The organism is Providencia sp. wls1922, assembly GCF_009706505.1.
Lineage (GTDB): Bacteria > Pseudomonadota > Gammaproteobacteria > Enterobacterales > Enterobacteriaceae > Providencia > Providencia lanzhouensis.
This window is the reverse complement of record NZ_WLUG01000100.1, coordinates 81025-107440: the sequence shown is the minus strand read 5'-3', so window position 1 is coordinate 107440 and position 26416 is coordinate 81025. Positions and strand designations below refer to the sequence as shown.

Below are 26416 nucleotides of genomic sequence, written 5' to 3'. Positions count from 1 at the left end.
CTATTCTCGCCACTTATCAACATGTGGATGAAATTGATATTACGAAACTGCCCCAGCGCTTTGTATTGAAATGCACCCACGACAGCGGCAGCAGTATTATTTGCACCGATAAATCACAGTTTGATTTACAAAAAGCCAAAGACAAGCTGTCATTCAATTTACTCAAAAATCTCTATTACATTACTCGTGAACGCCATTATAAAAATATTCCTGCGCAGATTATTTGCGAGGAATATATCGATTTGTTTGAGCAGAAAAAGAGAAAGCTAGTACCCGAAACCTGCCGCATTCATTGTTTCTCGGGTAAACCCGTTTACGCAGAAATCGATTATACCGACGAAGATGGCACCGAGTTTATCAACCTTTATGATACGGAATGGCAATTGCAGCCGGTCAGTTTTGGTTATCCTCAAATGCTAGAACCGGTCAGTGAACCAACACAATTTAGAGAGATGCTAAGATTAGCTGAAATTTTAGTGACGCCATTCGATTATTGCCGAGCTGACTTTTTAATGGCAGAAAACAAACTCTATTTTAGTGAACTTACCTTCGCACCCAATGCGGGACGTACCGTGATCAGCCCACTCTCTTGGGACTTTAAACTTGGAGAGTTATGGGAGCAGAAAATCACAACGCCAAACATGCTTCATTCACGCAAACCTGAGCTCGTACTCGCCAACCTCAATAAGAAAAAATAGCCATAAAAAAACGCGCTACTCATTCAAGATAGCGCGTTTTTTTTCATTACTAGTGGCGAGCAATTTATCAAGCACGGTCAGTTTGCCAATACACTTGCCTTACGACGTAAACTTGCAATCAGCATATAAATTGCCGTCACTAACAGCACAATAAAGAAGAAATTCGTTAACCCGCTATGTTGTTCTAACATTGTTCCCGCTGCGATAGGTCCCATCGCAGAGCCCACACTATAACTAAATAACATCACTTGGGTCGCTGCCACAATAAATGACGAGTCCAAATTATCACACGCTAAAGTGATCGCTATCGGATACAAGGCAAATGATGACATTCCTAGCAGGGCTAGCGCCACAATCATCACCACATAATCTGATGAGATGTAAATCATACCCATCGCAAAAACACCTAATAATGAAACCATGGCTAATAATAAGGTTTTGCTCATCATTACTGACAATTTACTGATCACTGGCTGAATTAACATGCCACCCAAAATAATGGATGCCATCAAAACACCAACTTGATCCGTCGTAAAATTATCTTTTTTCAGTGATAGCGGCATTAGCCCATAAATGGTTCCCATCACAATACCGGATACCATACACCCCATAATAGCTGGCTTACTTAAACGAGTGATCTGCTTAAATGATAATTTTTGATGCAAGCCACTTGCTGGTTGCCCTTGACGTACCAATAAAGGCGGTAAAACTGCCACTAGCAGTAAACCGAGTACCACAATAAAAGGAACAACGCCCTGAGTACCAATCACACCAATAGCAAGCTGCCCAAGTGTTGTTCCCCCATATAACGAGGTCATATAGAAACTCAGTCGTTTTGCTCGCTCTTTTGGATTATCACCAATCAGTAACCAAGATTCCACCACGACAAAAATTCCTGCTACCGCAATACCCGCAATTAAACGATTTGGTAGCCAAGCTTCAATTGTCGGTGTCCATGGCAGTAAAACAACCGTTGCTGCCAACATTAATAAGAAACTAATAAAGGAGAGACGGTGACCAATTTTTGCGATCACAGGCTCAATCATCATTGAGCCAATTAATAAACCAATATAGTAGGCACTCGCTAACCAGCCTGCATATTGCGTATCAATGTCAAAGCTACCCATTGATAACGGGATCAAGCTCATCAAGTAACCTGAAGCAATAGCAAATAGTGTTAAGCCTGCAACAGGTACAAAGGTATTGTCGCCTTTACGCATTAACATGGTGGACATTTTCACGTCCTACTCTCCAAAAATAAGATAAATATTGTGCGCTGCAGACGTCGATAATCACGGCAAAATCATTCATAAAAATGAATATATTTTAGCGACTGGTGCAGTGATGAAATTAAATAGATGAGGCTAATTTGAGCGCAATATAGATCTTTCAAGACCGGAATGACAATGAGAAAAACTAATGATGACTAGTAAATTTATTTATGTGAGAAAAATCACGTTTTTTTATGCAGTAAAACCCCCTAGAAAATCGCCATAAAAACAAACAATTCATTTAATATCAATATCATAAAAAGAAAACCGAAAAATCCCTATCGTTACTTTTTGAAACAAAACTTCCTACTTCTATCCTCTCTTTCAAAATATATTTATCACTTTTCTTAAAAAGAAATCTATTCAAAACTATTTTTGCTAATTAATTAGCCTCAGGCTTATCAATATACTTAATTAGTGGTATTTATTACTCAAACGCCCATTCTTTATAAATTATTATCTTTTTTTAATAATCATCTTCTAACTTCTGGTTGTCTTCTAACTGTCTTCTAACTTCGAGTTGCCTTCTAACTAGTTTTTGCTGTGGCAAGGCGGTAAGCATCAGTTAGCCTGGGGAGCATACATAAGTATGTGACTCAGGTAACTTATGCGAAACCAACACAGCCACAGTGAAAACTAGGTCGAAGACAAGCGTCGCCATAAAGTTGTCCGACTGATACCGAGAAACTCCGCCACCGCCTTACGATCCCCATTAAACCTTGCCATCACTTCCTCTAGCGTCTCGGTTCCTTCCTGCGTCTTTGCCGGATTTACCTTTGTTTTCCTTTCTGGCGATAGCATCTTGAGCATGTCTGGATTGATGCTTTTATCCGCATAGGCACTACAATAGAGCGCGACACGCTCCATTAAGTTACGTAATTCTCGTACATTGCCTGGCCATGAATAGGAGAGAAAAAAGTCTCGACAACTGAGAAGTTGCTTAACTCTAAAGGCTGGAAGAGGCAGTTGTAATCCGGCAAAAGCAAGTTTCAATAATCGTTCTGCAAGCGTGAAAATATCCTCATTACGCTCTGATAATGCGGGAACTTTCATGCGAAGAACACCTAGGCGATAGAAAAGATCGCCACGGAATTTGCCTTGCGCTACCCATTCATCAAGGTCGCAGTGGGTCGCACAGATAACACGAACGTTAACCTGTAGCGGTCGATACCCTCCTACTCGTACCACGGAACGCTCTTCTAACACACGCAATAACCGAGTTTGTAACGCTATTGGCATCTCACCGATTTCATCAAGAAAAAGGGTTCCCCCATTCGCTAGTTCAAACAACCCTGCTCGACCGCCTCTACGCGAGCCAGTAAATGCGCCTTCTTCGTAACCAAACAGTTCCGCTTCCAGTAATGTTTCAGGAATGGCACCACAGTTGACGGCCACAAATGGCATTTGCTGTTTACTGCGTTTTTGCTGATTAAACAAACTGTATTCGTGATGAATAGCTTGGGCCACCATCTCTTTCCCCGTGCCACTTTCACCTTGTATTAACACCGTGGCATCTGAACGGGCATACAACATAATGGTTTGACGAACTCGCTCCATTGCAGGCGACAAACCAATCAGGTCATTAATCGTGTGTCTAACTTTTGCTGTATTCAGCTGAGGATAACGTGATTGCTCAGTCACATGGCGATGGGACATTCTGCTGAGCTCAATCGCATCAGAAAAGGCTTGTCGAATGGTCTGTGTCGAGTAGATAAAAATCCCTGTCATACCCATTTCTTCAGCAAGATCTGTAATTAATCCCGCTCCCACAATGACTTTTACCCCCATGGCTTTTAGTGCTTTTAGTTGTGCTCGAGCATCTTCGGCAGTGACATAGCTGCGCTGTTCAATCTGTAATCCAAAATTATGTTGAAACTGCTCTAATGCAGGGATAATTTTTTGATAACTAATAATGCCAACTTTATCGCTAATTTCCCGAGCCTTCGCTAATGCTTGCATCACATCAAAGCCGTTAATATTCACAATAATAACGGGAACCGAAACATGACTTTTTAAATATGCCCCATTAGAGCCTGCGCTGATAATCGCGTCACAATGCCCCTTCTTTAAACGGCGTCGAACTTCTTCCGCGGCTTGCTCAAAACCGATATTCAGTGGAGTGATGTCAGCTTGTGCACTAAATTCAGGGCTAATATCACGAAATAGCGTGTAAAGACGAGATACTGACACCGTCCAAATAATGGGTTTATCCATTGTTCTCCTCCACTGGGTTTACTTCTACGCGGGGTTTGCTTCGCGCTGTGATGTTTCACTTTTGTTTCATGAAACAATATATCGACTCAATGAAACATGCTAACCAATTGGTTAAAAAATGGCTTTCTTGTCACATAAAAATAAAAGCTTTTATCTTATTGATATTTAAAACTTAATAATAACCTCACGCTTTCCTTCTGAACTGGCACGTCAATTGCTACCTAACTATAGTTAGTAAAAGTCATATCGTTAGTAAAAGTCATTTACACATGATTAACCAACTCCGAGGTGTTTATGTCTAGCCGTTCCGCAGGTCAAAAATTTCGAGATGCCGTTAACAGCGAATCCCCTCTTCAATTGGTCGGTACTATCAATGCAAACCATGCACTCCTTGCTCAACAAGCTGGGTATAAAGCCATTTATTTGTCTGGCGGCGGCGTGGCGGCTGGTTCATTAGGGATCCCAGATTTAGGCATTTCTACACTGGATGATGTGCTGATTGATATTCGTCGCATTACTGATGTCTGTGATTTACCGTTAATGGTGGATGCGGATATTGGTTTTGGTCCTTCCGCATTTAACGTAGCCCGTACCGTCAAGTCGATGGCGAAAGCGGGTGCTGCTGGGCTGCACTTGGAAGACCAAGTTGGCGCGAAACGTTGTGGTCATCGCCCTAATAAAGAAATTGTGTCCACTCAAGAAATGGTTGACCGAATCAAAGCTGCTGTCGATGCAAGAACAGATGAAAACTTTGTCATTATGGCACGCACTGATGCGCTGGCCGTTGAAGGGCTTGAGGCAGCTTTAGAGCGAGCAAGTGCTTACATCGAGGCGGGTGCCGATATGCTGTTTCCCGAAGCGATTACTGAGTTAGGCATGTATCAGCAATTTACTCAACATACGCAAGTGCCTGTATTAGCTAACTTAACTGAATTTGGTCAAACTCCGCTGTTTACTTTAGATGAGTTACGAAGTGTCGGCATTGCCATCGCCTTGTATCCACTTTCCGCTTTTCGTGCCATGAATAAAGCCGCTGAGCAGGTATATAACACCTTACGCCAGCAAGGCACCCAGAAAAATGTCGTGTCACTTATGCAGACTCGTGAAGAGCTCTATAAATCCATTAATTACTATCAGTATGAAGAAAAACTGGATGCGTTATTTTCACAAAATAAAAAACGCTAATTTCTTTTCTTGCAGCACATAAACCGTGAATCGAGCAAGTTGTAATCTCTTCTGCCCCCTACAAGGAATCAATGATGAATGAGCAACTTAAAAGTACTGGTTTCAAACCCAAAAAATCAGTCGCCTTATCAGGCGTAACCGCTGGCAATACGGCACTTTGTACCGTAGGTCGAAATGGTAATGACCTCCACTATCGGGGCTATGATATCCACGATTTAGCCACTCAGTGTGAATATGAAGAAGTCGCCTATTTACTTATCCACGATAAACTCCCTAACCGCACTGAATTGTCAGCGTACAAAGAAAAACTTAAACCTCTAAGGGGTTTGCCGACAAATGTAAAGCAAACATTAGAGTCCATCCCTGCCAATACGCATCCGATGGATGTCATTCGCACTGGCGTTTCGATGATGGGCTGTGTATTACCAGAAAAAGATGTGCATACAGTCGCTGGCGCTAAAGATATTGCCGACCGATTACTTGCATCTCTGGGTTCCATTTTGCTGTATTGGTACCACTTTAGCCACCATGGTCGCCGTATTGAAACCATGACTGATGATGACTCCATTGGCGCCCATTTTTTGCATCTGTTACACGGTAAAAAACCATCTCCTCAGTGGGAAAAATTCATGCATATTGCCTCTATTTTATATGCAGAACATGAGTTTAACGCCTCAACATTTGCAGCTCGTGTGATTGCTGGAACGGGCACCGATTTTTACTCAGCAATTACAGGTGCCATTGCGGCGTTAAGGGGACCGAAGCATGGTGGCGCCAATGAAGTTTCATTAGAAATTCAGCAACGCTATGCCTCTATTGAGGAGGCGGAACAAGACATCGTGGCTCGAATTAAAAACTCAGAAGTTATTATTGGCTTTGGTCACCCCGTTTATACCTTGGCTGATCCCCGCCATCCAATCATCAAATCCGTCGCCTTACAGCTTTCAGAACAAAGTATGAATCGGCATTTGTACACCATTGCAGATCATATTGAATCCGTTATGAAACGTGAAAAAAACATGTTTCCTAATCTAGATTGGTTCTCTGCGGTGGTTTATCACTTAATGGGCGTTCCTACGGCGATGTACACCCCATTGTTTGCCATCGCACGGATTGCGGGATGGTCAGCTCATGTGATTGAACAACGCCAAGATAATAAAATTATTCGTCCTTCAGCAAACTACACTGGCCCAGAAAATAAACTCTTTGTTCCCATTGAACAGCGCTAATTAAGGTAAAAATAATGACCACGCAAACTCAAATGACCCCACATGTTCAATTTGATAAAGTGATGACGGATATTGTCGATTATGTTATTGATTTTCCTATCACTTCAACGTTAACTTACGATACCGCCTATTACTGTTTACTGGACACACTAGGCTGTGGAATGGAATCACTTGAATATCCGGCTTGCAAAAAGTTATTAGGCCCTATCGTCCCTGGTACACACGTCCCAAATGGCACAAAAGTTCCCGGAACACAATTTCAATTAGACCCTGTTCAAGCTGCATTTAATATTGGAACCTTATGCCGCTGGTTAGACTTCAACGACACTTGGCTAGCCGCGGAATGGGGACACCCTTCCGATAACCTAGGTGGTATTTTAGCCACCGCGGATTGGCTTTCTCGTGAAAATCTCGCTAGAGGCAAAAAGCCGTTAGTGATCCGAGATGTCCTCACAGCCATGATCAAAGCTCATGAAATTCAAGGCTGTATCGCTCTCGAAAACGCGTTTAATAAAGTCGGTCTTGACCATGTCATTCTGGTCAAAGTGGCATCAACCGCCGTCGTTGCTCAAATGCTAGGACTCTCCCGTGAGCAAATTCTCAATGCTGTTTCCCTTGCATGGGTTGATGGTCATAGCTTACGTACCTATCGACACACTCCAAACACAGGCTCCCGCAAGTCATGGGCAGCAGGTGATGCCACCTCGCGCGCAGTTCGCTTGGCACTCATGGCACAAAAAGGAGAAATGGGCTATCCAACTGCATTAACTGCCAAAACATGGGGCTTTTACGACTCTCTGTTCCGTGGTCAGCCGTTTAAATTCCAGCGACCTTATGGCTCTTATGTAATGGAAAATGTATTGTTCAAAATTTCTTTTCCGGCAGAATTTCACGCTCAAACCGCAGTTGAAGCCGCTTTACAATTGCATGAACAACTTAGTTCAATGGGAAAAACCGCTGACGATATCGAGTCTATATCAATTCGTACCCATGAAGCTTGTGTGCGCATTATTGATAAACAAGGACCATTACAGAACCCGGCAGACCGCGATCATTGCATTCAATATATGGTAGCAATTCCGCTTATTTTTGGTCGCCTTACCGCATCTGACTATGAGGATAGTATCGCTCAAGATAGCCGAATTGATACGCTGCGTGCCAAAATGCATTGTCATGAAGACCCTGAGTTTACACAGGATTATCATGATCCTGACAAACGCTCTATCACCAACGGTCTGACTATCACATTAAAAGATGGGCAAACCTTGAGTGAAGTCGTTATCGAATACCCTGTTGGTCACAAACGCCGTCGTCCAGAAGGTATGCCTCTATTACTTAAAAAGTTCAGAACCAACTTAGCGCGTCAATTCCCAGAAGCTCAACAACTGAGAATTTTATCTGCATCATTGGACAAGCCATTGTTTGAGAATATGCCTGTTAATGAATTTCTCGATTTATGGGTGATTTAGTTTTGTTATTTTTTTGATTTACAGACAGTCAAAGGCTCCGCTCCATCGAATACCGTTGACTGTCTGCTCATCACAAATACCCCGGTTTATGGCATTTGTGGCACAAGTGTAGAAGTATCATCTTGTCCCGTGGCAATATTTTCCGCTGGTCCTAATGACGCCATCACTTCTTCCCTTAACTTTTCTACCTCTTCATCAATTTCTTGACGCATTTCTGGTGAACATTTTTCTAGTAACTCGCTTAACGTACCCATAATCCCTCCGGTTTCACTAAGTGAGATGCATATTCCGCATCTGCTGATTTAATCAACTTGATATAAAATTGACTCTCGTCACAACCCTTTTTATTACCTGCACATAACACAATTCCACAACTTCTTGGATCAAACGCAAAACAAACTCGAATGGGTACCCCCGAAACTTGGATCCTGAGTTCTTTCATATGAATAAATTTAGAAAGTTTTAATCTATCTGCATAAGGGCGCCCTAAATGAGGTCCATATTCAGAAAGAATCAAAAGCATCGAAAGTACTTTCTTTTTTACTTGATAGTTTTGAATCTCTAACCAATCGTCAAACAAAATCCTCGTTCTTATCGTCCATGTCAACAAATTAAACCTCCTTACTTTGAGAAAAAAATTCAACTCTCTGGTTATTAAGAAAAACTCATTTTCTAAAAAAACAGAAATCAAATAACCGATTAAATACGGGGTATTGCTGTTATAACGAAAAAATTAAGTAGATTAAATAAAAAAAGAAACTCGATAAAATGAATGGAATGCGCTTCGCAGAAATCGCGGCAAGAATAAAACAGGCGAAATAATATCAAAGTAAATTATTAAGTTTTATTTGCTTATTTTGATTATGATAGAAACAAAAAAGCCCCAGTTTACTCAACTAGGGCTTCAAAAATGTCAGTCTAGGAATTTACTTTAGCAATCTCGCTCTCACTGATTTGCCTTTGATTTTACCTTGCTGTAATTGCTTCCACGCTTTGTTCGCCACTGATTTTTTAATAGCGACATAGGCATGCATGGGGTGAATCGCAATTTTACCAATATCATCCCCTTCTAGACCAACCTCTCCAGTTAATGCGCCCAGAATATCCCCAGGACGTATTTTGGCTTTTTTACCGCCATCTAGGCATAAGGTTGCCCATTGGGCTTCTAATGGTGTAATGCGCAATCCTGTTGGCTCTGGCAGCCAATTCAGCTTCATGTTAAGCATCTCTTCGAGCACGTTTGCGCGTTGAGCTTCTTCAGGTGAGCATAGGCTTATTGCTAAGCCGCTTTGTCCTGCACGAGCTGTACGACCAATGCGATGAACATGCACTTCAGGATCCCAAGACAATTCAAAGTTAATCACCATTTCCAGTGCTTTAATGTCTAAACCTCGAGACGCCACATCCGTTGCGACCAAGACTCGGCTACTACCATTTGCAAATTGGACTAAGGTTTGGTCGCGATCGCGCTGTTCCATATCACCATGCAAGACTAGGACACTTTGACGGCTATCCATTAAAGCATCATAAACCGCCTGGCAATCCTTTTTCGTGTTACAGAACACGACACAAGAAGCTGGCTGTTCACGGCTTAACAGCTTTTGCAGTAAGTCAATTTTGTCATGTCGAGACACTTCATAAAACTGCTGCTCCACGTCAGGTAATTCGTTAACCGAATTAATTTCAATGGTTTGTGGATTATTTTGGATACGTCGGCTAATTGCTGCAATGCTATCCGGCCATGTTGCTGAGAATAAAAGTGTTTGTCTATCTTCTGGCGCGAAAGAGATTACTGCGTCAATATCATCCGCAAACCCCATATCTAACATTCGGTCGGCTTCATCAAGTACCAGTGTCTGTAAATGATCTAACCGCACCGTTTCTTTATGTAAGTGGTCAAGCAAACGCCCCGGTGTTGCCACCAAAATATGTGCTGCATGCACTAAAGAATCACGCTGAACACTAAAAGGTACACCGCCACATAAAGTTAAAATTTTGAGATTAGGAATATAACGCGCTAAACGGCGTAATTCATTCGCGACTTGATCCGCTAATTCTCTTGTTGGGCATAAAATGAGGGATTGGGTATTAAAGTTTTTAGCATCAATACGTTGTAATAGCCCTAGACCAAAAGCAGCTGTTTTTCCACTCCCCGTCTTAGCTTGAGCTCGCACATCTTTGCCAGCAAGGATAGCGGGTAATGCCGCTTCTTGAATTGGGGTCATGGTTAGAAAACCCAATTCATTGAGATTGGAGAGCTGCTCCGCAGGAAGCGCATTTAGTTCAGCAAATGAAGTCACAGTTAACATTCCGAATAAAATAAAAGAGATCATCACGAGGGATCATAGCCCCTCGTACATGATACTAAAAAATAAATTGATAGCGAGTTTGACTGGTATAAATATGATTAGCTTTGGCTATGATAGGGTTTGCACCATCTGATTCAGCATGCCCTAAACCATCAAATGGGTATTGCGGAGCCAACACTATTCCAGAAAATGGCGTATAGGTTTTACTTTTACCTAAAACGGAGACTAAATGGTTCCCCGTATACAGATGGATTGCAGGTGATGTACTCATCATATTCATTTGTACATCACCATTGGGAGAACCCAGTGTCGCCACAATTTGTTGCCCGTCGACTACTGGCTCATCAAACACAAAAGTATGATCGTATCCACCTACCGCTTGTTGCTCTTCGTCTTGTAAAAAGTCACAACCAATGCGTTTCTTTTGCCTAAAGTCGAAATAAGTGTCAGTAACTTCACGCCACTCTCCCGTTGGAAGCCCTTCATTATCTTGTGGCAAGAAATACGCAGCCTGCATTTGGAGATCATGCTCAAATGCAGTGCGATCTGATTGTTCACCCGCAAGATTAAAATAGGTGTAATTAGTCAGGTTAACCGGGCAATCTTGGTTACATTGATATCGGTAGTTAATGACTACTTGGTTATCATCAGTGAGCTCATAATGTACTTCAACTTTTAATTCCCCCGGAAAACCTTGGTCACCATCAGAAGATACAAGGGTAAAAATCGCTTGCTGTTGGTCAGGTTGAGCGATTGACCACACTCGATAACTAAAGTTATCACGCCCACCATGCAAACAATGTGCACCTTGATTATGTGCAAGTTGATACTTACGACCTTCAAGATCAAAAGTGGAATTTGCAATACGATTTGCGACTCGTCCTACCGTTGCGCCAAAATAGACTCGCTGCTCCATTTGAGCGGCCATATTAGGCGATCCTAAAATGATATCGCGTTTACCATTCGCCAACGGTAATATACAACTCACCCAGCTGGCGCCTAAACTACTCAAAATAATTTTCATTCCCTGTTTATTTGTGAGTGCTACGACCTTCGGTGTGCGCAGAGTGTGACGTTGTTGCTTGGTAAACTGCATTTTTCCCTAATATCCCTTATATTTCCACTTATCGTGTAACCAACATAATTTAACAATAATAAAACGAATTCTCGATGACGTAAAAAGAAAAAAGCTGAGCGCATAATACGTCAGCTTTTTCAAAAGTGCTTAATGATTAAATAAGAATTAATGCAAACAATCTTTATCATAAGGGTCTAAGTGGGTCATAACATCCAGTACTTGTGGGTTTTTCATTAATTGTTTCCTTACGTTTACCGCTATATCATGCCCTTCTAGAATTGTCATTTGACCATCTAACTCTAAATGAACATCCACAAGGAAAAAGTCGCCAGATTTGCGTGTCTTCAAATCGTGGAATCCTTTAACTCCCGGAATACCTCGAAGAACATCGCTCAATTGTTCAAGCGTTTCTTCATCAGCCCCTTTATCCATTAAGTCTTGCATAGATTGATAAGTGAATTTGAATCCCATTCGGAAGACAAATGTCCCCACAATTAAAGCAGCAATAGGGTCAAGAATGCGGATACCGCATAAACTACCAATAATCCCGATAGCGACGACTAATGAAGAGGCTGCATCAGAACGCGCATGCCAAGCATTCGCCACTAACATGCTAGAATTAACTTTATTTGCTACATGCAGCATGTAGCGGAATAAGCCTTCTTTCGCAACCAAAGCCGTTAATGCAGCAACTAATGCAATCGTATGAACTTCTGGGATTAAATCTGGGTTAATCATTTTTTCGACCGCAGACCACCCCATTCCCACACCCACGATCAACAAAATAATCCCTAAAATAAGGGATGCACCATTTTCATAACGGAAATGACCATATGGGTGATCAGCATCTGGCTTCTTATGGCTTTTTTTATTCGCAATAAGGACAACAAAGTCTGCAACTAAATCCGAAAGTGTATGAATACCATCAGCAATTAAGCCTGAAGAGTGGGAAAATATCCCAACAATAATTTGCCAAATAGACAATAGAGTATTCACCGCCACACTGATCAAAGTGCTTTTTTTTGCGGCTTTAAATTTCTCTTGTTGCAATTCGAATTCATTTTTCCCGGAAGCTGGGATTTCATGTTTATGCATAGTTTATTTTCTTAATGAAAAACAAAACAATTATCATTTAAATATAGTTTATTTTCAATGACTTAATCAAGCTCAATGATATTCTCATATTGTTTGTTAAATGTCTCATAATAAATTGTAAATAATTGATTATATTGATTGAGAATGGTTATTCTTTATTTTTCTATCCTTGATAAGATAAAAAGCCATAATCAGATAAAAGCTATAAAGGAAGATATTCATAACTAACCTATCCTCTATTATAGATAGAGTGTAGGTTCATCTTTATTAGATAGCCATGTTACTGTGAATTCAATATCACAAAATCATAAGTGTAATATGACTTATAAAATGATAGGTATATAATCAAATTAAAATAACAAATGAAGAGGTGGCTATGTATAAGAAAATATTGGTTCCTATTGATCTGTTAGAAGATGATTTAAATTCAAACATCATCAAACATGTGGAAGATTTGGCAACGTTGGGGAAGCCTGAGATTCACTTTTTCTCGGTGATCCCAAGTGTAGAACTATTTTTTGGTATTGAAGTCGCTATCTTACCTGAAAGCCATAAAAACTCGGCTGAGCGTGCAACACTCGCAATGCGGGCATTAGAAGAAGTGATCAAAGATACTAAAATTCCAAGTTCTCAAATTACATGTCAAGTGAGTATTGGTTCAGCAAAAGACGAAATTTTAGATTACTCAAAAACCATTAATGCCGACCTAATTGTCGTCTGTTCTCATCATCCAAGCACATCCACTTATTTATTAGGTTCGACTGCATCCGCCATTGTGCGTCATGCGCAAACATCAGTGTTTGTCGTTCGTTAATCTAAAGCTTACAAAATAAAAATGCCGCATCATAGAAAACTGACGCGGCATTTTAATGCATTATTTCTTAACAGAGTTCATTAATTTATCGTCTGTCGACCAAATGCGGTATTTCACTTCCATATCTTTTGGCGCATAAACAACAATTGGAAGTTTGCTGTTATAACGAACAAATGCTTCATCACCTAATTGAGTGGTAATAAAGCGGTCTTTTGCAGGTTCGCTACAAGCCATCATTGTTGAGGCAGGTCCTTTGACTTCGTCTAATTTGTAGTAGTTATATCCCCAACCCTCTAAGGTTTTTTCTTCTAAGTCACCCATAAACCATTGGCGATTACAATCTGCTTTAATGGTTTTTCCGATAACCAGCTCAACCATGTAGTCATATTCATTTTGCTGAGTATCAAGCTGGATCACATGACGAGTCATACCAGATTCTGCTTTCGGGTAAGGCGCGATCTTTCCTAAATCTTCAGTCGCCATTGCACAAGAAGACACTGCTACCGCAGCCATTACAGACAAAATCGCTTTTTTCATCATAAAATTCCTATTGGTAAAAAAATAACAACATTAAAAACTAGGGTTTGATACATAGTAGGTCAATTCAACCACTTTAATCACTATAGATGATTCTTAATTACAAAAATATAGATAACTCATTAATCCTTTAGTGATAATACTTAATATTAGTATAAGGATCATAAAATTAATAAAAATTATGTAAATCCGCCCCATCAATATGTACATAAAACAATCAATGGTTATACTGAAAGTGAGGCTTAATTCATTATGAGGAGGTAGTATGTTATCTGCTGATCAAGATTTAGTTTCACAATTAATCTCCACACACCCCCGCTTTCAATCTCTCTATGAGAAGCATCACCAATTAGATAAAGAAATTAGCAAGCTTGAAGGACCTTCAGGTGCCGGCTATAACGAACAGGTTGCCAAACTTAAAAAAGAAAAATTGCATCTAAAAGATGAAATGCAGAGAATAATGCAAACCAGTCGATAAGGTGCCTTTAAACTGCAGCTAATCTTACTTTATCAAATACATTGGGGTCTTAGCTTCAATGCATTAGGCTCCAATAAGTTAGCTACAACACAATTGGCGATAATACAGTGTTAATGGCATAAGAAATTTCTCTTATGCCATTTTTGCTATTAATGGGGGGAAAATGCTTTTATATTGATTTAAGCGCCTATAAATAGTTGCTATAAAGATATATATTAAATATATCTTTATTTGAGGAGAAGCGATGATGGTGGGTAAAAGAATATCGAGGGAAATCGTAACGATAGAAAAAATGATAAAAATCTATGAAAAGGCACATCCTGCTCCTGAAGACAACCCAGAACATTACCAAATACTTTTTTCCTATGCCGTAAAACGCCTAAATAAATGCCGTTATGGTGAAGAAAAACCAGCCTGTAAACAATGCCCTATACATTGCTACCAACCAAAGCAACGTGAACAAATGAAAATCATTATGCGTTGGGCCGGCCCTAAAATGCTATATCACCATCCTATTTTAGCAATTCGTCATCTCATTGATGATAAAAAACCTGTCCCGGAGCTACCTAGTCGGGAACGTACTACATCCAACCTGAAAAAATGATCTTATCAACAGAATATTTCACCACACCAATTCGGAATTACATCACTGAGAAAAACAAATTTATCGGTGTAAATGTTAAATATATTTAACGACAACTTGTTCGTTAGCCTCGTGTGTTTTTTTTCACTATCTTATTGGTTTTTTATCAGTTTTTAAACTCACTCACGTTATCTTCTCAATTTTCATCGAATCTCGATAAAATGACTTTAGCTCTCTATCATGTTTCTATTTCTAGAAATGACGTTCATATAAAAATTAGTAACCGAACATAATTAATAATCAAAACCCATGCTTATGAAAAATACAAAAATGATAACACTGCTCAATTAATACTAAAAATGAGATGTACATCTCAATATTTAGCTTAAAACGCATGTTTTGATAAAAAACAAAAATCAATATGATTCAATAATTTTATCAATAATGTCATTAACAATTTTATACATTAGATAAATTTATTATTGATACTTTTAACGAATATACCCTAAATAATTTGCATCACTATTATTTATGATAAGACACAAATAATGACTACTTACCTTTAAAAGATAAAAAAACAATGAAAAAGCGTAAAAAAACACAAAATATTAAAATCTAAAAAATATCGAAAAACTGGAATTTAAAACCACAGTTACCGGTAACTTATAGAATAAGTGAATAGAACACCAAATAGGTTGCTCGGAAAAACCGATTAGTTTTCCTATAAGCATCGTAAAAAGCATATTTCGAAACATTTATTAATACTTTAATTTACGATATGACATATAAAAAAACAGCTCATATAATTTCAATCATCAAGGTTATAGTGATTTTTTATATCAATAGAATTTAAAAACTTGATATTTGATTTCGACTATTACTTAAAGAGCTAATTTTAATAAAGGTGCTACTATGAACAGTCAATTAAGTCATCAGGTGATAAAAAAAGTACGCATAGATAAAAGTAACCCACATGCGATACTCGATTTAACCTCTAAGGGTCTTATCATAATAGAAAAAGGGTCAATATTGCTGGAAACTCCAGCCGCAAATGAGAGCCTACATGAAGGTGATATTCTCTACCATAAACAGGGGTCATATTCGTTTAAAACAGAGAACAATACACTAGATGGTGAATTCTTATGGATCTCATTGGATGATAAGTTTTTACGTGAGTATTTATCTCATTACGGATCACAATTAAGTGAGATTGAGCGAGCTGACAATGTCGCTAATGACATCATCAAGTTTACAACAAGCCCATTGATTAATGAGTTAAAAAATAGCTTAGAATCATTTATTCAAACTCAATATCCTGAAATGATCCTTAAATTAAGGATTAATGAGCTACTCTTGTTATTATCTTATAGTGAGCAAGGTGCAACTCTGTTGTCCAATTTACGACAACTCAGTAATCGTCAAGCTGAGCGTTTGCAGACATTCATGGAAAATAATTATTTAAAAGAGTGGAAGTTAAATGAGTTTGCCAGAACGTTTGGCATGGGCTTAACAACATTCAAAGAGCTATTTCATACTGTTTATGCAACATCACCTCGTTCTTGGATCAGTGAGAAGCGCATCATGTATGCACACCAATTATTGATAAATACGTCGATGAGTATTGTAGAAGTTTCTATGGAAGCCGGCTTTTCAAGTCAGTCTTACTTTACTCAAAGCTATCATAAGCGCTTTGGTTATACCCCTAGTAGGTCGCGTAAAGCCGCCTAGTACCTTCCTCACGTTATATGCCCTGTCAGTATAGGATTAATGTCTTAGCTACACTGACAGAAAGGCAACCCCGCAATAAATCATATCGTTGAAAATAAAAAAAGAGCCTACTATTTAAGTAAGCCCCTTCTTTTTATTTAGAACCTTATTAATCAGTTCGCTTGAATCACTTTCAAATCAATAATTGACATTGAGTTTGGCGGCACTTCACCAGGAATACCTTCTGGGCCATAACCACCTTCAGGCTCAATATAAATTTTGACCATTCCGCCAACACCCACTTTCTCTACGAACGAGTTCATGGGTGGTGGAAGTTGATCATAAGGTAACACCATTGGATTTTTTTCTGTATGCATAACGGTCACCTTGCCATCGGTAAGTTGTTCTCGCATGATCAATGTGATTTTTTTGTCTTTCACATTTGTAATTGGTGTACCTTTTTGTAAAACCTTATAATAAGTATAATTATCTAACTTACTGTATTTCTGCTGTTTTATACCCTGCAGGATCTTCTGATTCCGCTTTTCATTCTCTTTGGCAATAGTCGTATTATCCGCAGATGGGATTTGGATAATGGTCGGCGCTTTACCTGTAGGTGACTTTTTGCTCGTTCTTAATGCATCATTCTCTTCACGTAACTGAGTCACGCGCTGATTAAGATCCCTAATTTGCGCTTTCAGTCCCTCATCTGTTGAAAATGATTTCAAGGATGCCAACTCATCTTTTGCTTTCTTCAAACTATCTTGAACACTAGCAAGCTCCAGCTTAGATTTGTTATCCGCCGCTGTTTTTTCATCGAGCTGCTTCTTGAGTTGAAGCAATTCCTGATCTTTTTTCGAGAGATTCTCGGCATTAAATTTTTCAGCATCTAACTTTAACGCATTCAATTGTTTGTTCGCATCTAGCAGCTTTTGCTCGATGTCTGCTTGCTGTTTGTTGCGATTGGCAATGTCACCTTCAAGCTTAGCAATCAATGCTTCTTTTTCTTTGGCTTGTGACATCAATTGAGTATTTTGAGACTCTAGCTGCTGTTTATCAGACAGTTGCGCTTTTAACGAATCTTGAATGCCTTTATTCTCTTGATCTAACTTTGTTAAAGCTTCTTCTCGGCCTTTGAGTAAGCTAATTTGCTTATTCAATTCCGCAGTTAATTCTTTGACTTGTAGGTCAGTATCTTTGCCTGCAAGTTCAGTCTGTTTTTCTAATTCAGCACGCAGTTTTTGCACTTCAGTATTTGCTTGTGCTAACTGTTTTTTCGCATCCGCATAGCTTTGCTCATTCGATGTTAGCTGCGCTTGTAACTGTGCGTACTGATTTTGGCTATCCGCCAGTTGCTTAGCTATTTTTTCATGGGCATTTTGCTGAGTAACCTGTTGTTTCTTCGCTTCTGCTAACTCAACATCCAGTGCATTTTTTTGCACTAACTTAGCGGTTTGCTCAACTAATGTTGCTTGAATTTTATCGTTCTGCTGTGATTTTTCAGCGAGTTGAGTCAAAAGCTTCTGGTTTTGCTCAGATAAAGCTTTAACTTGTTTGTCGCTAGCTTGAGCCATCAACGCGGCTTTATTTTCCAGCTCTTGCTTCACGTTTTGCAAGTCTGTACTAGCCTTAGCTAGCAGCTGCTTAGATGTAGCTAATTCAGCTTCTACCACAGATTTTTGTTTTACTTTATCTGCCAGTTGCTGATTTTGTTGTTCAAGCTGCTTAACCGCGTCTTGCTGTTGTTTCAGTGCTAATTGGACATCATTTTTTTGCGCTTGAGCCTGCTTTAGCTCATCTTCACGCTGTTTCAGTAAGGCTTGTTGCTGTACTAAGTTGGCACTTACAGACTTCAGCTGTTCATCAGTATTACCAGATGACTGCAATTGCTGCTTCGCGTCAGATTGCAATTTGGTAATCTCGGAGGTTAATTGCTCGATGTGCTGATGAGCATCCGTGACTTGTTTGTCTTTGTCAGCCAACTGCTGCTTCATTTGCGCGGTCAGTTGCTGATTCTGTTGTTCAAGCAGCTTAACCGCATCTTGCTGTTGCTTGAGTGCTAATTGGACATCATTTTTTTGCGCTTGAGCCTGCTTTAGCTCATCTTCACGCTGTTTCAGTAAGGCTTCTTGCTGTACTAAGTTGGTACTCACAGACTTCAGCTGTTCATCCGTATTGCCGGATGACTGCAATTGCTGCTTCGCGTCAGATTGTAGTTTGGCAATCTCGGAGGTTAATTGCTCGATGCGCTGATGAGCATCCGTGACTTGCTTGTCTTTGTCGGCAAGTTGTTTTTTCGCATTTGTCGCTTCAATCACACCATCACTCAGCTGTTTTTCCAACTGTTTGATAGTGTCTAATGACTGGCTATTTTGTTTGGTAAGGTTATCCAGATTAGCTTGTTTTTCAGCAATCACTTTCTGCGATTTAGCTAATTCACTATTCAGCCCATCGATAACAGCTTTATTATCAACAGATTTTACAACACTTTGTAATTGCTCAATTTGTAACTTACTTGCTGCAATGTCGCCACTGAGTTTAGCTATCGTCGTTTGCTTTTCAGTAATGATGCGATTTAATTCAGCAATGTCTTTATTGTAGTTAGTCAGCTTAGTGACTAACTGACCATCAGTTAGCAGCTTATTGTACGAAATCAGCTCACCAACACCTTGAGCAACGCCAAAGCGATACAGATTTTTTAATTGCTGTTGCTCAATGAGCTTTGCCAACTGAGCCAGATTGACTGAGTTTTCAGTCCCTGCTTTCTTCGTGAAATTCGAAGAATATAAGCCAAGAGGATCAATAATGACTTGGTATTTGGCAAAATCCTTCGCCAAATACTTAGGATTCCATTGATTACCTTGTAGCAAATAGGAAGATGCAGGCTGGTAAGATTGAGACTCAGAAGGCAACAAACAGACGTCGATAGCAGGTTTGATATCTGTGTCTGCTACTTGAGCTGGTTCTGCTACTTGAACAGGTGTTTTAGGCTCAATAGGTGTTGATGCCGATGCTTTTGTATTTTGAGATTCAGATGACGTCACCGCATTCGATGATCGCTGAGCCACCTTTTTCTCTTTAGTATTCTTTACTTTACCCGCCGTAACTTGACGGTTTTCTTTCGGCACAGGAACTGGCGAAAGAGAGGATAAGACATCATAACCTTGGGCTTGTGATTTAACACTCAGTGGTACTTCGACAGGTCGAGGCTTTGGTTTTTGACCTTCATTTTCAGATTGAAGGTAAGTATCAAAGTCATCGATGACATTGTTAAAACGCTCCGCGTAGGAAGCTGTTGAAAAACATGTCGAAAAAAGTGCCAGAGAGACACAAAGCCTTAGGTTAAGTCTCATAATCCATTAATTTTCTGCAAAGTTGATTCCGTTGATAGCACTGCGTTGTAACGCACCTTAGCACAAAGAACTTTTGTTTTAGATTCAATAGCCATTTGCAATAGCTCAATGGTATCTGGGCTAGCAGTTGCTTCGATTTGTTTGTATAGCTGATTAATTTCACTCACTTCTTTAAATGAGCCTACCAGACGGTTATAACTTTCTGGTGATAGCGTTTTCAATGAACTGAGTTCTTTAATACAAGTATTTAGTGGCGCAACACCCTGCTGCTCAACAGCATTTGGTGAACGATCTAAAGCATTATTTAAAACGTTCTGAGATTCAGGGTAAGAATCATCAGCCTTACTATTTTGCTGTGAATTATTCGTTGCTGCTGTGGTGGTTTGAGAATCAGCTAATGCCGTCTTTTGCGCATTTGGACCAGTGACACAGCCAGAAAGTAAAGCCGTGCTTACCGCAAGCAAAGACGCGACATAAAATTTATTTTTTAAAAACATATATTTACCTTACCAGTACTTTTCTTCGCTATTATTATGATGTCCTAGAAACCTAGTGTAAGCTAAAAACTCGCTATTTTCTATATAGCCGAATAGAGAAATAGAGACTTCTCATAAATCTTATGCATTTTTATTTTGTGCCAATTTAGTTTTACAACCACAGAATTGTTATTTTAGTACATTAATACTCATATCTCTCTAAATAAGATATCGCATACTTGTGTATATTGATTATTCTTGCACATTAATTAACATCAAAAACACATTTTATTAGTAATAAATCAAATAAGCGTTGCTCGCTCATCCTATCTCTCAGGTTTTTATAAACTTAGTCTAATTAATTAAAATCATGATATTACAAGCAGGTACATTTACTCAGTCAAAAATTGAAAATACTCACATTTTGAGATATCTCAATGAAATGATAAAGATCACTTCGATAACAAAGCTAGGTATTGAGTAAAATAAAATTCTACACTTATTAAAGCAGCCAATGAATAGCAGTTATCTTAAAAAGATATTGATCTTAAATTAACGCATAACGTGATGTAACGCAGATTTTTATTTTAATACTGGAAAGGTACAACAAATTAATTGTGGGTTTGAATGAGAGAATTAAATAAAAATACCATGATTAATTGAGAAGATTCATGCCCAGTTATTAACTGGGCATGAAAAACAAAACTTAAGCTTTGCTAGGACGTAATGCAGGGAATAGGATTACATCACGAATAGTATGGCTATTAGTAAATAGCATGACCATACGGTCAATACCAATACCTAAACCTGCTGTTGGTGGTAACCCGTGCTCTAATGCGGTCACGTAATCTTCGTCGTAGAACATCGCTTCATCATCACCTTCGTCTTTCTGACGAACTTGCTCAGCAAAACGTTCTGCTTGATCTTCTGCGTCATTTAACTCAGAGAAACCGTTACCGATTTCACGACCACCGATAAAGAATTCGAAACGATCAGTAATGAATGGATTATCATCATTACGGCGCGCTAATGGAGAAACTTCAGCCGGATATTCTGTAATAAAGGTTGGTTGAATTAAGTGGCTTTCAGCAACTTCTTCAAAGATTTCGCACTGAACACGACCTAAACCCCAGCTCTTCTCAATCTTGATTCCGATAGACTGCGCGATCGCAACCGCTTTATCCATATCATCCAGGTCAGCAACGTTAGTTTCTGGACGGTATTTGCAGATAGCTTCTTTCATCGTCATTTTGGTAAATGGTTTACCAAAATCGAACTCTTGTTCACCATATTTAACAACGGTATTGCCTAATACTTTCTGCGTTAAAATACGGAATAAGTCTTCAGTCAGCACAATCAGGTCACGGTAATCGGCATACGCCATATACAGTTCCATCATCGTGAATTCTGGGTTATGACGAGGAGATAAACCTTCGTTACGGAAGTTACGGTTGATTTCGAATACGCGTTCAAAACCACCGACAACTAAACGCTTCAGATACAGTTCCGGCGCAATACGCAGATACATATCAATATCTAATGCATTATGGTGAGTCACAAATGGACGTGCAGAAGCACCACCTGGAATAACTTGCATCATCGGAGTTTCTACTTCCATAAATCCATGTTCGACCATGAAGTTACGAACTTCCGCTAAGATCTTAGAACGGATGATGAAAGTGTTACGAGATTCATCGTTAGCAATCAGGTCAAGGTAACGTTGACGGTAACGTGTCTCTTGGTCTGATAAACCGTGGAATTTATCTGGTAATGGACGCAGAGCTTTAGTCAGCAAACGAACTTCATGACAGTGAACGGTCAATTCGCCAGTTTTAGTTTTAAATAAACGACCTTTAGCACCTAAAATGTCACCTAAGTCCCATTTTTTGAACTGTTCGTTGTAGATACCTTCTGGCAGATCATCGCGTGAAACGTAGATCTGAATACGGCCACCAACATCTTGTAATGTTGCAAATGACGCTTTACCCATGATACGACGAGTCATCATACGACCCGCAATAGTCACTTCAATGTTCAGGTCTTCCAGCTCTTCTGCAGATTTTTCACCAAATTCAGCGTGAAGCTTATCAGAGACATTTTCACGACGAAAATCATTTGGGAATGGAATACCCTGTTCGCGCAGCGCAACCAGTTTTTCTTTACGGGCTTTGAGTTCGTTATTTAAATCGGGAGCTTGTTCTGCACCCTGTTGCTCTTGAGACATTTTTTCCTCACAGGCCAGCTTTTAAACTAGCTTCAATGAATTTATCCAAATCACCATCCAGCACGGCTTGCGTGTTACGCGTTTCCACACCAGTACGTAAGTCTTTAATGCGTGCATCATCAAGGACGTAAGAACGAATTTGGCTTCCCCAGCCAATGTCCGATTTATTCTCTTCCATCGCTTGCTTATCTGCGTTCTTCTTCTGCATTTCCAGTTCGTATAATTTCGCTTTTAACTGGCGCATGGCTTGATCTTTGTTTTTATGCTGTGAACGGTCGTTCTGGCACTGAGTCACAATGTTGGTCGGTATATGGGTGATACGCACCGCAGACTCAGTTTTGTTAACGTGCTGACCACCGGCACCCGAGGCTCGGTATACGTCGATACGTAAATCAGCAGGGTTAATTTCGATATCAATATCATCATCAACTTCAGGATAGATAAACGCTGAACTAAATGAAGTATGACGACGACCGCCGGAGTCAAATGGGCTTTTGCGCACTAAACGGTGAACACCCGTTTCTGTTCTTAACCAGCCATAGGCATAATCACCGATGATTTTAATTGTTGCAGATTTTAAACCCGCCACATCACCATCTGACTCTTCGATAATTTCTGTTTTGAAGCCTTTTGACTCAGCCCAACGCAGATACATACGCATGAGCATACTTGCCCAATCTTGCGCTTCTGTACCGCCAGAACCTGCTTGTAAGTCGATATAGCAGTCAGCGCTGTCATATTCACCGGAGAACATTCGGCGGAATTCAAGTTGCTCTAACTTGCCTTGCAGTGCTTCTAACTCAGCGCCCGCTTCGTTGAACGTTTCTTCATCATCAGCTTCTACCGCCAATTCCAATAAACCTTCTACGTCTTCAATACCTTGGGTCAGTTGGTCAATTGTCTCAACAATCGCCTCAAGGGAAGAGCGTTCTTTGCCAAGTGCTTGAGCGCGTTCTGGTTCATTCCAGACATCCGGCTGCTCAAGTTCTGCATTCACTTCTTCTAAGCGTTCTTTCTTGGCATCATAGTCAAAGATACCCCCTCAGAACCGTTGTCCGTTCAGACAGGTCCTGAATTTTGCTTTTTACTGGGTTTATTTCAAACGTCATTTTCACTATCTTATAGTTGATCAATAAAGATAAATATTTTCATTCACGAACCGTTTAGTATAACGGAATTCCTGTCAGGTTTATAGGGCATCAATCCTCTATTTCTGAACGAACTTTTACCGTGGTTTTAATCGGGCCAAATGTGTTCAATCATCAATTGCACATTTTTATTTCCGCGAAACTCGTTCACATCTAACTTAAACGCGATTTTCGCTTTTTTGACGCTATTATCTGGCCATCTACGGACATCAATATTGAACATAATGCCATCCAACATCGGCCCTCCATTCACGGGTTCTAACATCAATTTTAAATGTTTCTCGCCCACCAACTTTTGTTGCAATAACTGGAAATGCCCATCAAATACAGGTTCAGGAAAAGACTGCCCCCACGGACCGCTTTCGCGAAGTAATTCCGCCGTCTCTAATGACAGTTGATTACGCAATAATTCGCCGTCACTCCAAATAACGCCCGATAATTGCTCAGGTTGAATAAGTTCTCCCATCAGCATTTCGAAATGGTATTTGAATGCGTCAAATTTGCTCTCTTCAAGCGACAGACCCGCAGCCATGGCGTGTCCACCAAACTTTTGCATTAACCCCGGTTGCAGCGTATTTAATCGCTCTAATGCATCGCGCATATGAACGCCCTGCACTGAACGACCAGAGCCTTTTAATAACCCATCTCCGGCAGGCGCGAACGCAATAACGGGGCGATGGAATTGCTCTTTAATTCGTGAAGCTAAAATCCCAACCACCCCTTGATGCCATTCGGGATGATATAGCGCTAAACCGTTCGGTAACTGATTTTCGCTGTATTCGATTTTGTTAAATAGCACCAATGCTTCTTGCTGCATACCCGCTTCAATTTCACGGCGGGTCTGATTTAAACCATCTAACTCATTGGCTAGCTGGCGTGCATGTGCCATATCATCCGTCAACAGTAATTCAATACTGACAGACATATCATCCAGCCGACCAGCCGCATTAAGTCTTGGTCCCAGCGCAAAGCCAAAATCATTCGCGACCAGACGAGAGGCATCTCGCTTAGATACCTCAATTAACGCTTTGATCCCAGCACAACAGCGCCCTGCTCTCACTCGATTCAACCCTTGATGCACCAGAATGCGGTTGTTCGTATCCAATGGCACCACGTCTGCTACGGTACCCAGCGCGACTAAATCAAGGTATTCCGCTAAATTAGGCTCGCTGATCCCTTGCTTTTCAAACCACTGCTGTTGGCGTAAATGGGCTCTTAACGCTGACATTAAATAAAACGTTACCCCAACACCAGCCAGTGATTTCGATGCAAATTGGCAATCATTAAGATTCGGATTGATGATAGCATCCGCCGTCGGTAGCGTTTCTCCCGGTAAATGGTGGTCGGTAATAATTACCTTCATCCCATACTCGTGAGCAGTCATCACGCCATCATGAGAAGAGATACCGTTATCTACCGTAATAATCAGATCCGTTCCCTGCTTATAGGCTTCGTCCACCACCAATGGCGTTAAACCGTAGCCATTTTCAAAACGGTTTGGAACGATATAGTTTAAATTCCTATACCCCATCGCTTTAAGCGCACGGATAGCTAATGCTGTACTCGTTGCACCATCAGCATCAAAATCCCCAACAATAGTGATTTTTTGGTGCTCCACCAGCGCCAAATAGAGCAGCGTTAGTGCATTTTCAACCCCTGATAGCGAACGGTAATCAAGCAAATTAGACGCTTTACGCTCCAATTGAGCGAGAGAAGTTATCCCTCTAGAGGCATAAATGCGCTGCAAAAGTTCAGGAACATTAGGCAATGCCGCGGCATTACCTGTTAATTCTCGTTGACGTAAAAAAGTTTCGACATTCACAATGATGATTATTTCTGTTCAAGTATTTGGAGTAATTCGTCAGGTTTTAAAAAGCCAGGGAGTACTTGTCCGCTTGGTAAAATAATGGCAGGCGTTCCTGTAACTTTAAATAATTGACCTAATTTCAAATGATTGCCTAAATCGATTTTACAGTCATCAATCATGGCAACTTCGTCACCTTTGAACGCTTTAGTCAACGCATCTTTTGGTAATGCATTACACCAGATTGATGCCATCTGTTTTGCTGTGTCGCTCTTCATCCCTTGACGCGGGAAGGCTAAGTAGCGCACAGTCACCCCTTTGCTGTTTAACTCACCCACTGTTTCGTGTAATTTCTTACAGTAACCACAGCTAATATCAGTAAAGACCGTTATCGCATATTTTTCATTGGGTGCTTTAAAGATGATCATCTCGTTTTTCAACGCTTCCATCTTCTTCAACAAAGGCTGGTTACTGATGTTCACCGGAACTTTTCCGCTGAGATCATAAATTGGGCCTTGTAACAGGTATTTACCATCGTCCGTCACATAAATTACGCCATTATCCGTTTCCACCGTATTTAATCCCACAATTGGGGAAGGCTTAATGGATTCCACTTGCATATTATAATGTGCCAGTTTTTCGATAATCAGTTTTTCTTCCGTTGCGCCATAAACCGATGCCGTTAATGACGCGATACAGGCGGCTAAAACAAGTAGTTTGCGTTTCATATTTATCCTTTCACCC

The 26416-nt window shown here is 40.2% G+C and carries 22 protein-coding genes; 8 read left to right on the top strand and 14 right to left on the bottom strand.

Annotation, left to right across the window (positions count from 1 at the left end):
- On the top strand, nt 1-698 hold a 698-nt coding region (locus tag GKR71_RS14000; RefSeq protein WP_154634449.1), incomplete at its 5' end, for an ATP-grasp fold amidoligase family protein.
- Nucleotides 699-775: 77 nt separating this feature from the next.
- Here the strand turns inward: GKR71_RS14000 and GKR71_RS13995 are convergent.
- Together GKR71_RS13995 and prpR are read right to left on the bottom strand one after the other, a co-directional pair.
- The gene (locus tag GKR71_RS13995) at nt 776-1918 is read right to left on the bottom strand and encodes an MFS transporter (protein ID WP_036951232.1); all 1143 of its coding nucleotides are present in this window, start codon (nt 1916-1918) and stop codon (nt 776-778) included.
- Nucleotides 1919-2605: 687 nt separating this feature from the next.
- Entirely contained in the window at nt 2606-4183 is a 1578-nt protein-coding gene (gene prpR / locus GKR71_RS13990) for a propionate catabolism operon regulatory protein PrpR (RefSeq protein WP_154609671.1), read from the bottom strand.
- A gap of 294 nt (nt 4184-4477) precedes the next feature.
- Here prpR and prpB point away from each other — a divergent pair, with 294 nt between their 5' ends.
- The 3 genes from prpB (at nt 4478) to GKR71_RS13975 (ending at nt 8066) form a co-directional block, all read left to right on the top strand.
- Nucleotides 4478-5368: a methylisocitrate lyase gene (gene prpB / locus GKR71_RS13985; protein WP_036951115.1), complete on the top strand. Its 891-nt coding sequence runs from the start codon at nt 4478-4480 to the stop codon at nt 5366-5368.
- Nucleotides 5369-5442: 74 nt separating this feature from the next.
- Entirely contained in the window at nt 5443-6597 is a 1155-nt protein-coding gene (prpC, locus tag GKR71_RS13980) for a bifunctional 2-methylcitrate synthase/citrate synthase (protein ID WP_154600031.1), read from the top strand.
- Between the two features lie 14 nt (nt 6598-6611).
- Nucleotides 6612-8066: a bifunctional 2-methylcitrate dehydratase/aconitate hydratase gene (locus GKR71_RS13975; RefSeq protein ID WP_154634448.1), complete on the top strand. Its 1455-nt coding sequence runs from the start codon at nt 6612-6614 to the stop codon at nt 8064-8066.
- An 86-nt stretch (nt 8067-8152) separates the two neighbouring features.
- On the opposite strand, the gene GKR71_RS13970 is transcribed toward GKR71_RS13975, so the two are convergent.
- The 5 genes from GKR71_RS13970 to GKR71_RS13950 form a co-directional block, all read right to left on the bottom strand.
- Complete coding sequence (locus GKR71_RS13970; protein WP_154600033.1) at nt 8153-8320, bottom strand: hypothetical protein; 168 nt, start codon at nt 8318-8320, stop codon at nt 8153-8155.
- Nucleotides 8308-8676, bottom strand: a complete 369-nt coding sequence (locus tag GKR71_RS13965) for a type II toxin-antitoxin system RelE/ParE family toxin (RefSeq protein WP_410431437.1) — start codon at nt 8674-8676, stop codon at nt 8308-8310. The genes GKR71_RS13970 and GKR71_RS13965 overlap by 13 nt, the downstream gene beginning before the upstream one ends.
- A gap of 316 nt (nt 8677-8992) precedes the next feature.
- Nucleotides 8993-10366 carry an ATP-dependent RNA helicase DbpA gene (dbpA, locus tag GKR71_RS13960; protein ID WP_230085088.1) on the bottom strand — a complete coding sequence of 458 codons (1374 nt, stop codon included), beginning with the start codon at nt 10364-10366 and terminating at the stop codon, nt 8993-8995.
- A 64-nt stretch (nt 10367-10430) separates the two neighbouring features.
- The gene (locus GKR71_RS13955) at nt 10431-11471 is read right to left on the bottom strand and encodes a galactose-1-epimerase (RefSeq protein WP_154634447.1); all 1041 of its coding nucleotides are present in this window, start codon (nt 11469-11471) and stop codon (nt 10431-10433) included.
- A gap of 147 nt (nt 11472-11618) precedes the next feature.
- Complete coding sequence (locus GKR71_RS13950; RefSeq protein WP_036951121.1) at nt 11619-12548, bottom strand: cation diffusion facilitator family transporter; 930 nt, start codon at nt 12546-12548, stop codon at nt 11619-11621.
- A 376-nt stretch (nt 12549-12924) separates the two neighbouring features.
- Here GKR71_RS13950 and GKR71_RS13945 point away from each other — a divergent pair, with 376 nt between their 5' ends.
- A complete protein-coding gene (locus GKR71_RS13945; protein WP_154634446.1) occupies nt 12925-13362 on the top strand; it encodes a universal stress protein in 438 nt (145 codons plus the stop codon).
- Between the two features lie 60 nt (nt 13363-13422).
- On the opposite strand, the gene eco is transcribed toward GKR71_RS13945, so the two are convergent.
- Nucleotides 13423-13899: a serine protease inhibitor ecotin gene (gene eco / locus GKR71_RS13940; protein ID WP_036951124.1), complete on the bottom strand. Its 477-nt coding sequence runs from the start codon at nt 13897-13899 to the stop codon at nt 13423-13425.
- A 265-nt stretch (nt 13900-14164) separates the two neighbouring features.
- On the opposite strand from eco, the gene GKR71_RS13935 reads away from it, so the two are divergent.
- From GKR71_RS13935 to GKR71_RS13925, 3 genes are all read left to right on the top strand, one after another.
- Complete coding sequence (locus GKR71_RS13935) at nt 14165-14377, top strand: DUF465 domain-containing protein (RefSeq protein ID WP_036951125.1); 213 nt, start codon at nt 14165-14167, stop codon at nt 14375-14377.
- Between the two features lie 247 nt (nt 14378-14624).
- A complete protein-coding gene (locus GKR71_RS13930; protein WP_036951235.1) occupies nt 14625-14981 on the top strand; it encodes a nitrous oxide-stimulated promoter family protein in 357 nt (118 codons plus the stop codon).
- Nucleotides 14982-15872: 891 nt separating this feature from the next.
- The gene (locus GKR71_RS13925; protein ID WP_036951126.1) at nt 15873-16688 is read left to right on the top strand and encodes a helix-turn-helix transcriptional regulator; all 816 of its coding nucleotides are present in this window, start codon (nt 15873-15875) and stop codon (nt 16686-16688) included.
- A 152-nt stretch (nt 16689-16840) separates the two neighbouring features.
- Here GKR71_RS13925 and GKR71_RS20095 read toward each other — a convergent pair whose 3' ends face one another.
- The 6 genes from GKR71_RS20095 to dsbC form a co-directional block, all read right to left on the bottom strand.
- Nucleotides 16841-20020, bottom strand: a complete 3180-nt coding sequence (locus GKR71_RS20095; RefSeq protein ID WP_230083137.1) for an FKBP-type peptidyl-prolyl cis-trans isomerase — start codon at nt 20018-20020, stop codon at nt 16841-16843.
- Nucleotides 20017-20517 carry a hypothetical protein gene (locus tag GKR71_RS13915; protein ID WP_108478264.1) on the bottom strand — a complete coding sequence of 167 codons (501 nt, stop codon included), beginning with the start codon at nt 20515-20517 and terminating at the stop codon, nt 20017-20019. Before GKR71_RS13915 ends, GKR71_RS20095 begins: the two co-directional genes overlap by 4 nt.
- A 685-nt stretch (nt 20518-21202) precedes the next feature.
- Entirely contained in the window at nt 21203-22720 is a 1518-nt protein-coding gene (lysS, locus tag GKR71_RS13910) for a lysine--tRNA ligase (protein ID WP_036951129.1), read from the bottom strand.
- A gap of 7 nt (nt 22721-22727) precedes the next feature.
- A protein-coding gene (prfB, locus tag GKR71_RS13905; RefSeq protein WP_108478266.1) for a peptide chain release factor 2 occupies nt 22728-23829 on the bottom strand; the annotation gives its coding sequence in 2 pieces (ribosomal slippage) (nt 22728-23750 and nt 23752-23829; 1101 coding nt in all).
- A gap of 127 nt (nt 23830-23956) precedes the next feature.
- A complete protein-coding gene (recJ, locus tag GKR71_RS13900; protein ID WP_230085087.1) occupies nt 23957-25690 on the bottom strand; it encodes a single-stranded-DNA-specific exonuclease RecJ in 1734 nt (577 codons plus the stop codon).
- 8 nt (nt 25691-25698) lie between these two features.
- Entirely contained in the window at nt 25699-26400 is a 702-nt protein-coding gene (dsbC, locus tag GKR71_RS13895; RefSeq protein WP_036951131.1) for a bifunctional protein-disulfide isomerase/oxidoreductase DsbC, read from the bottom strand.
- Nucleotides 26401-26416: the final 16 nt, after the last annotated feature.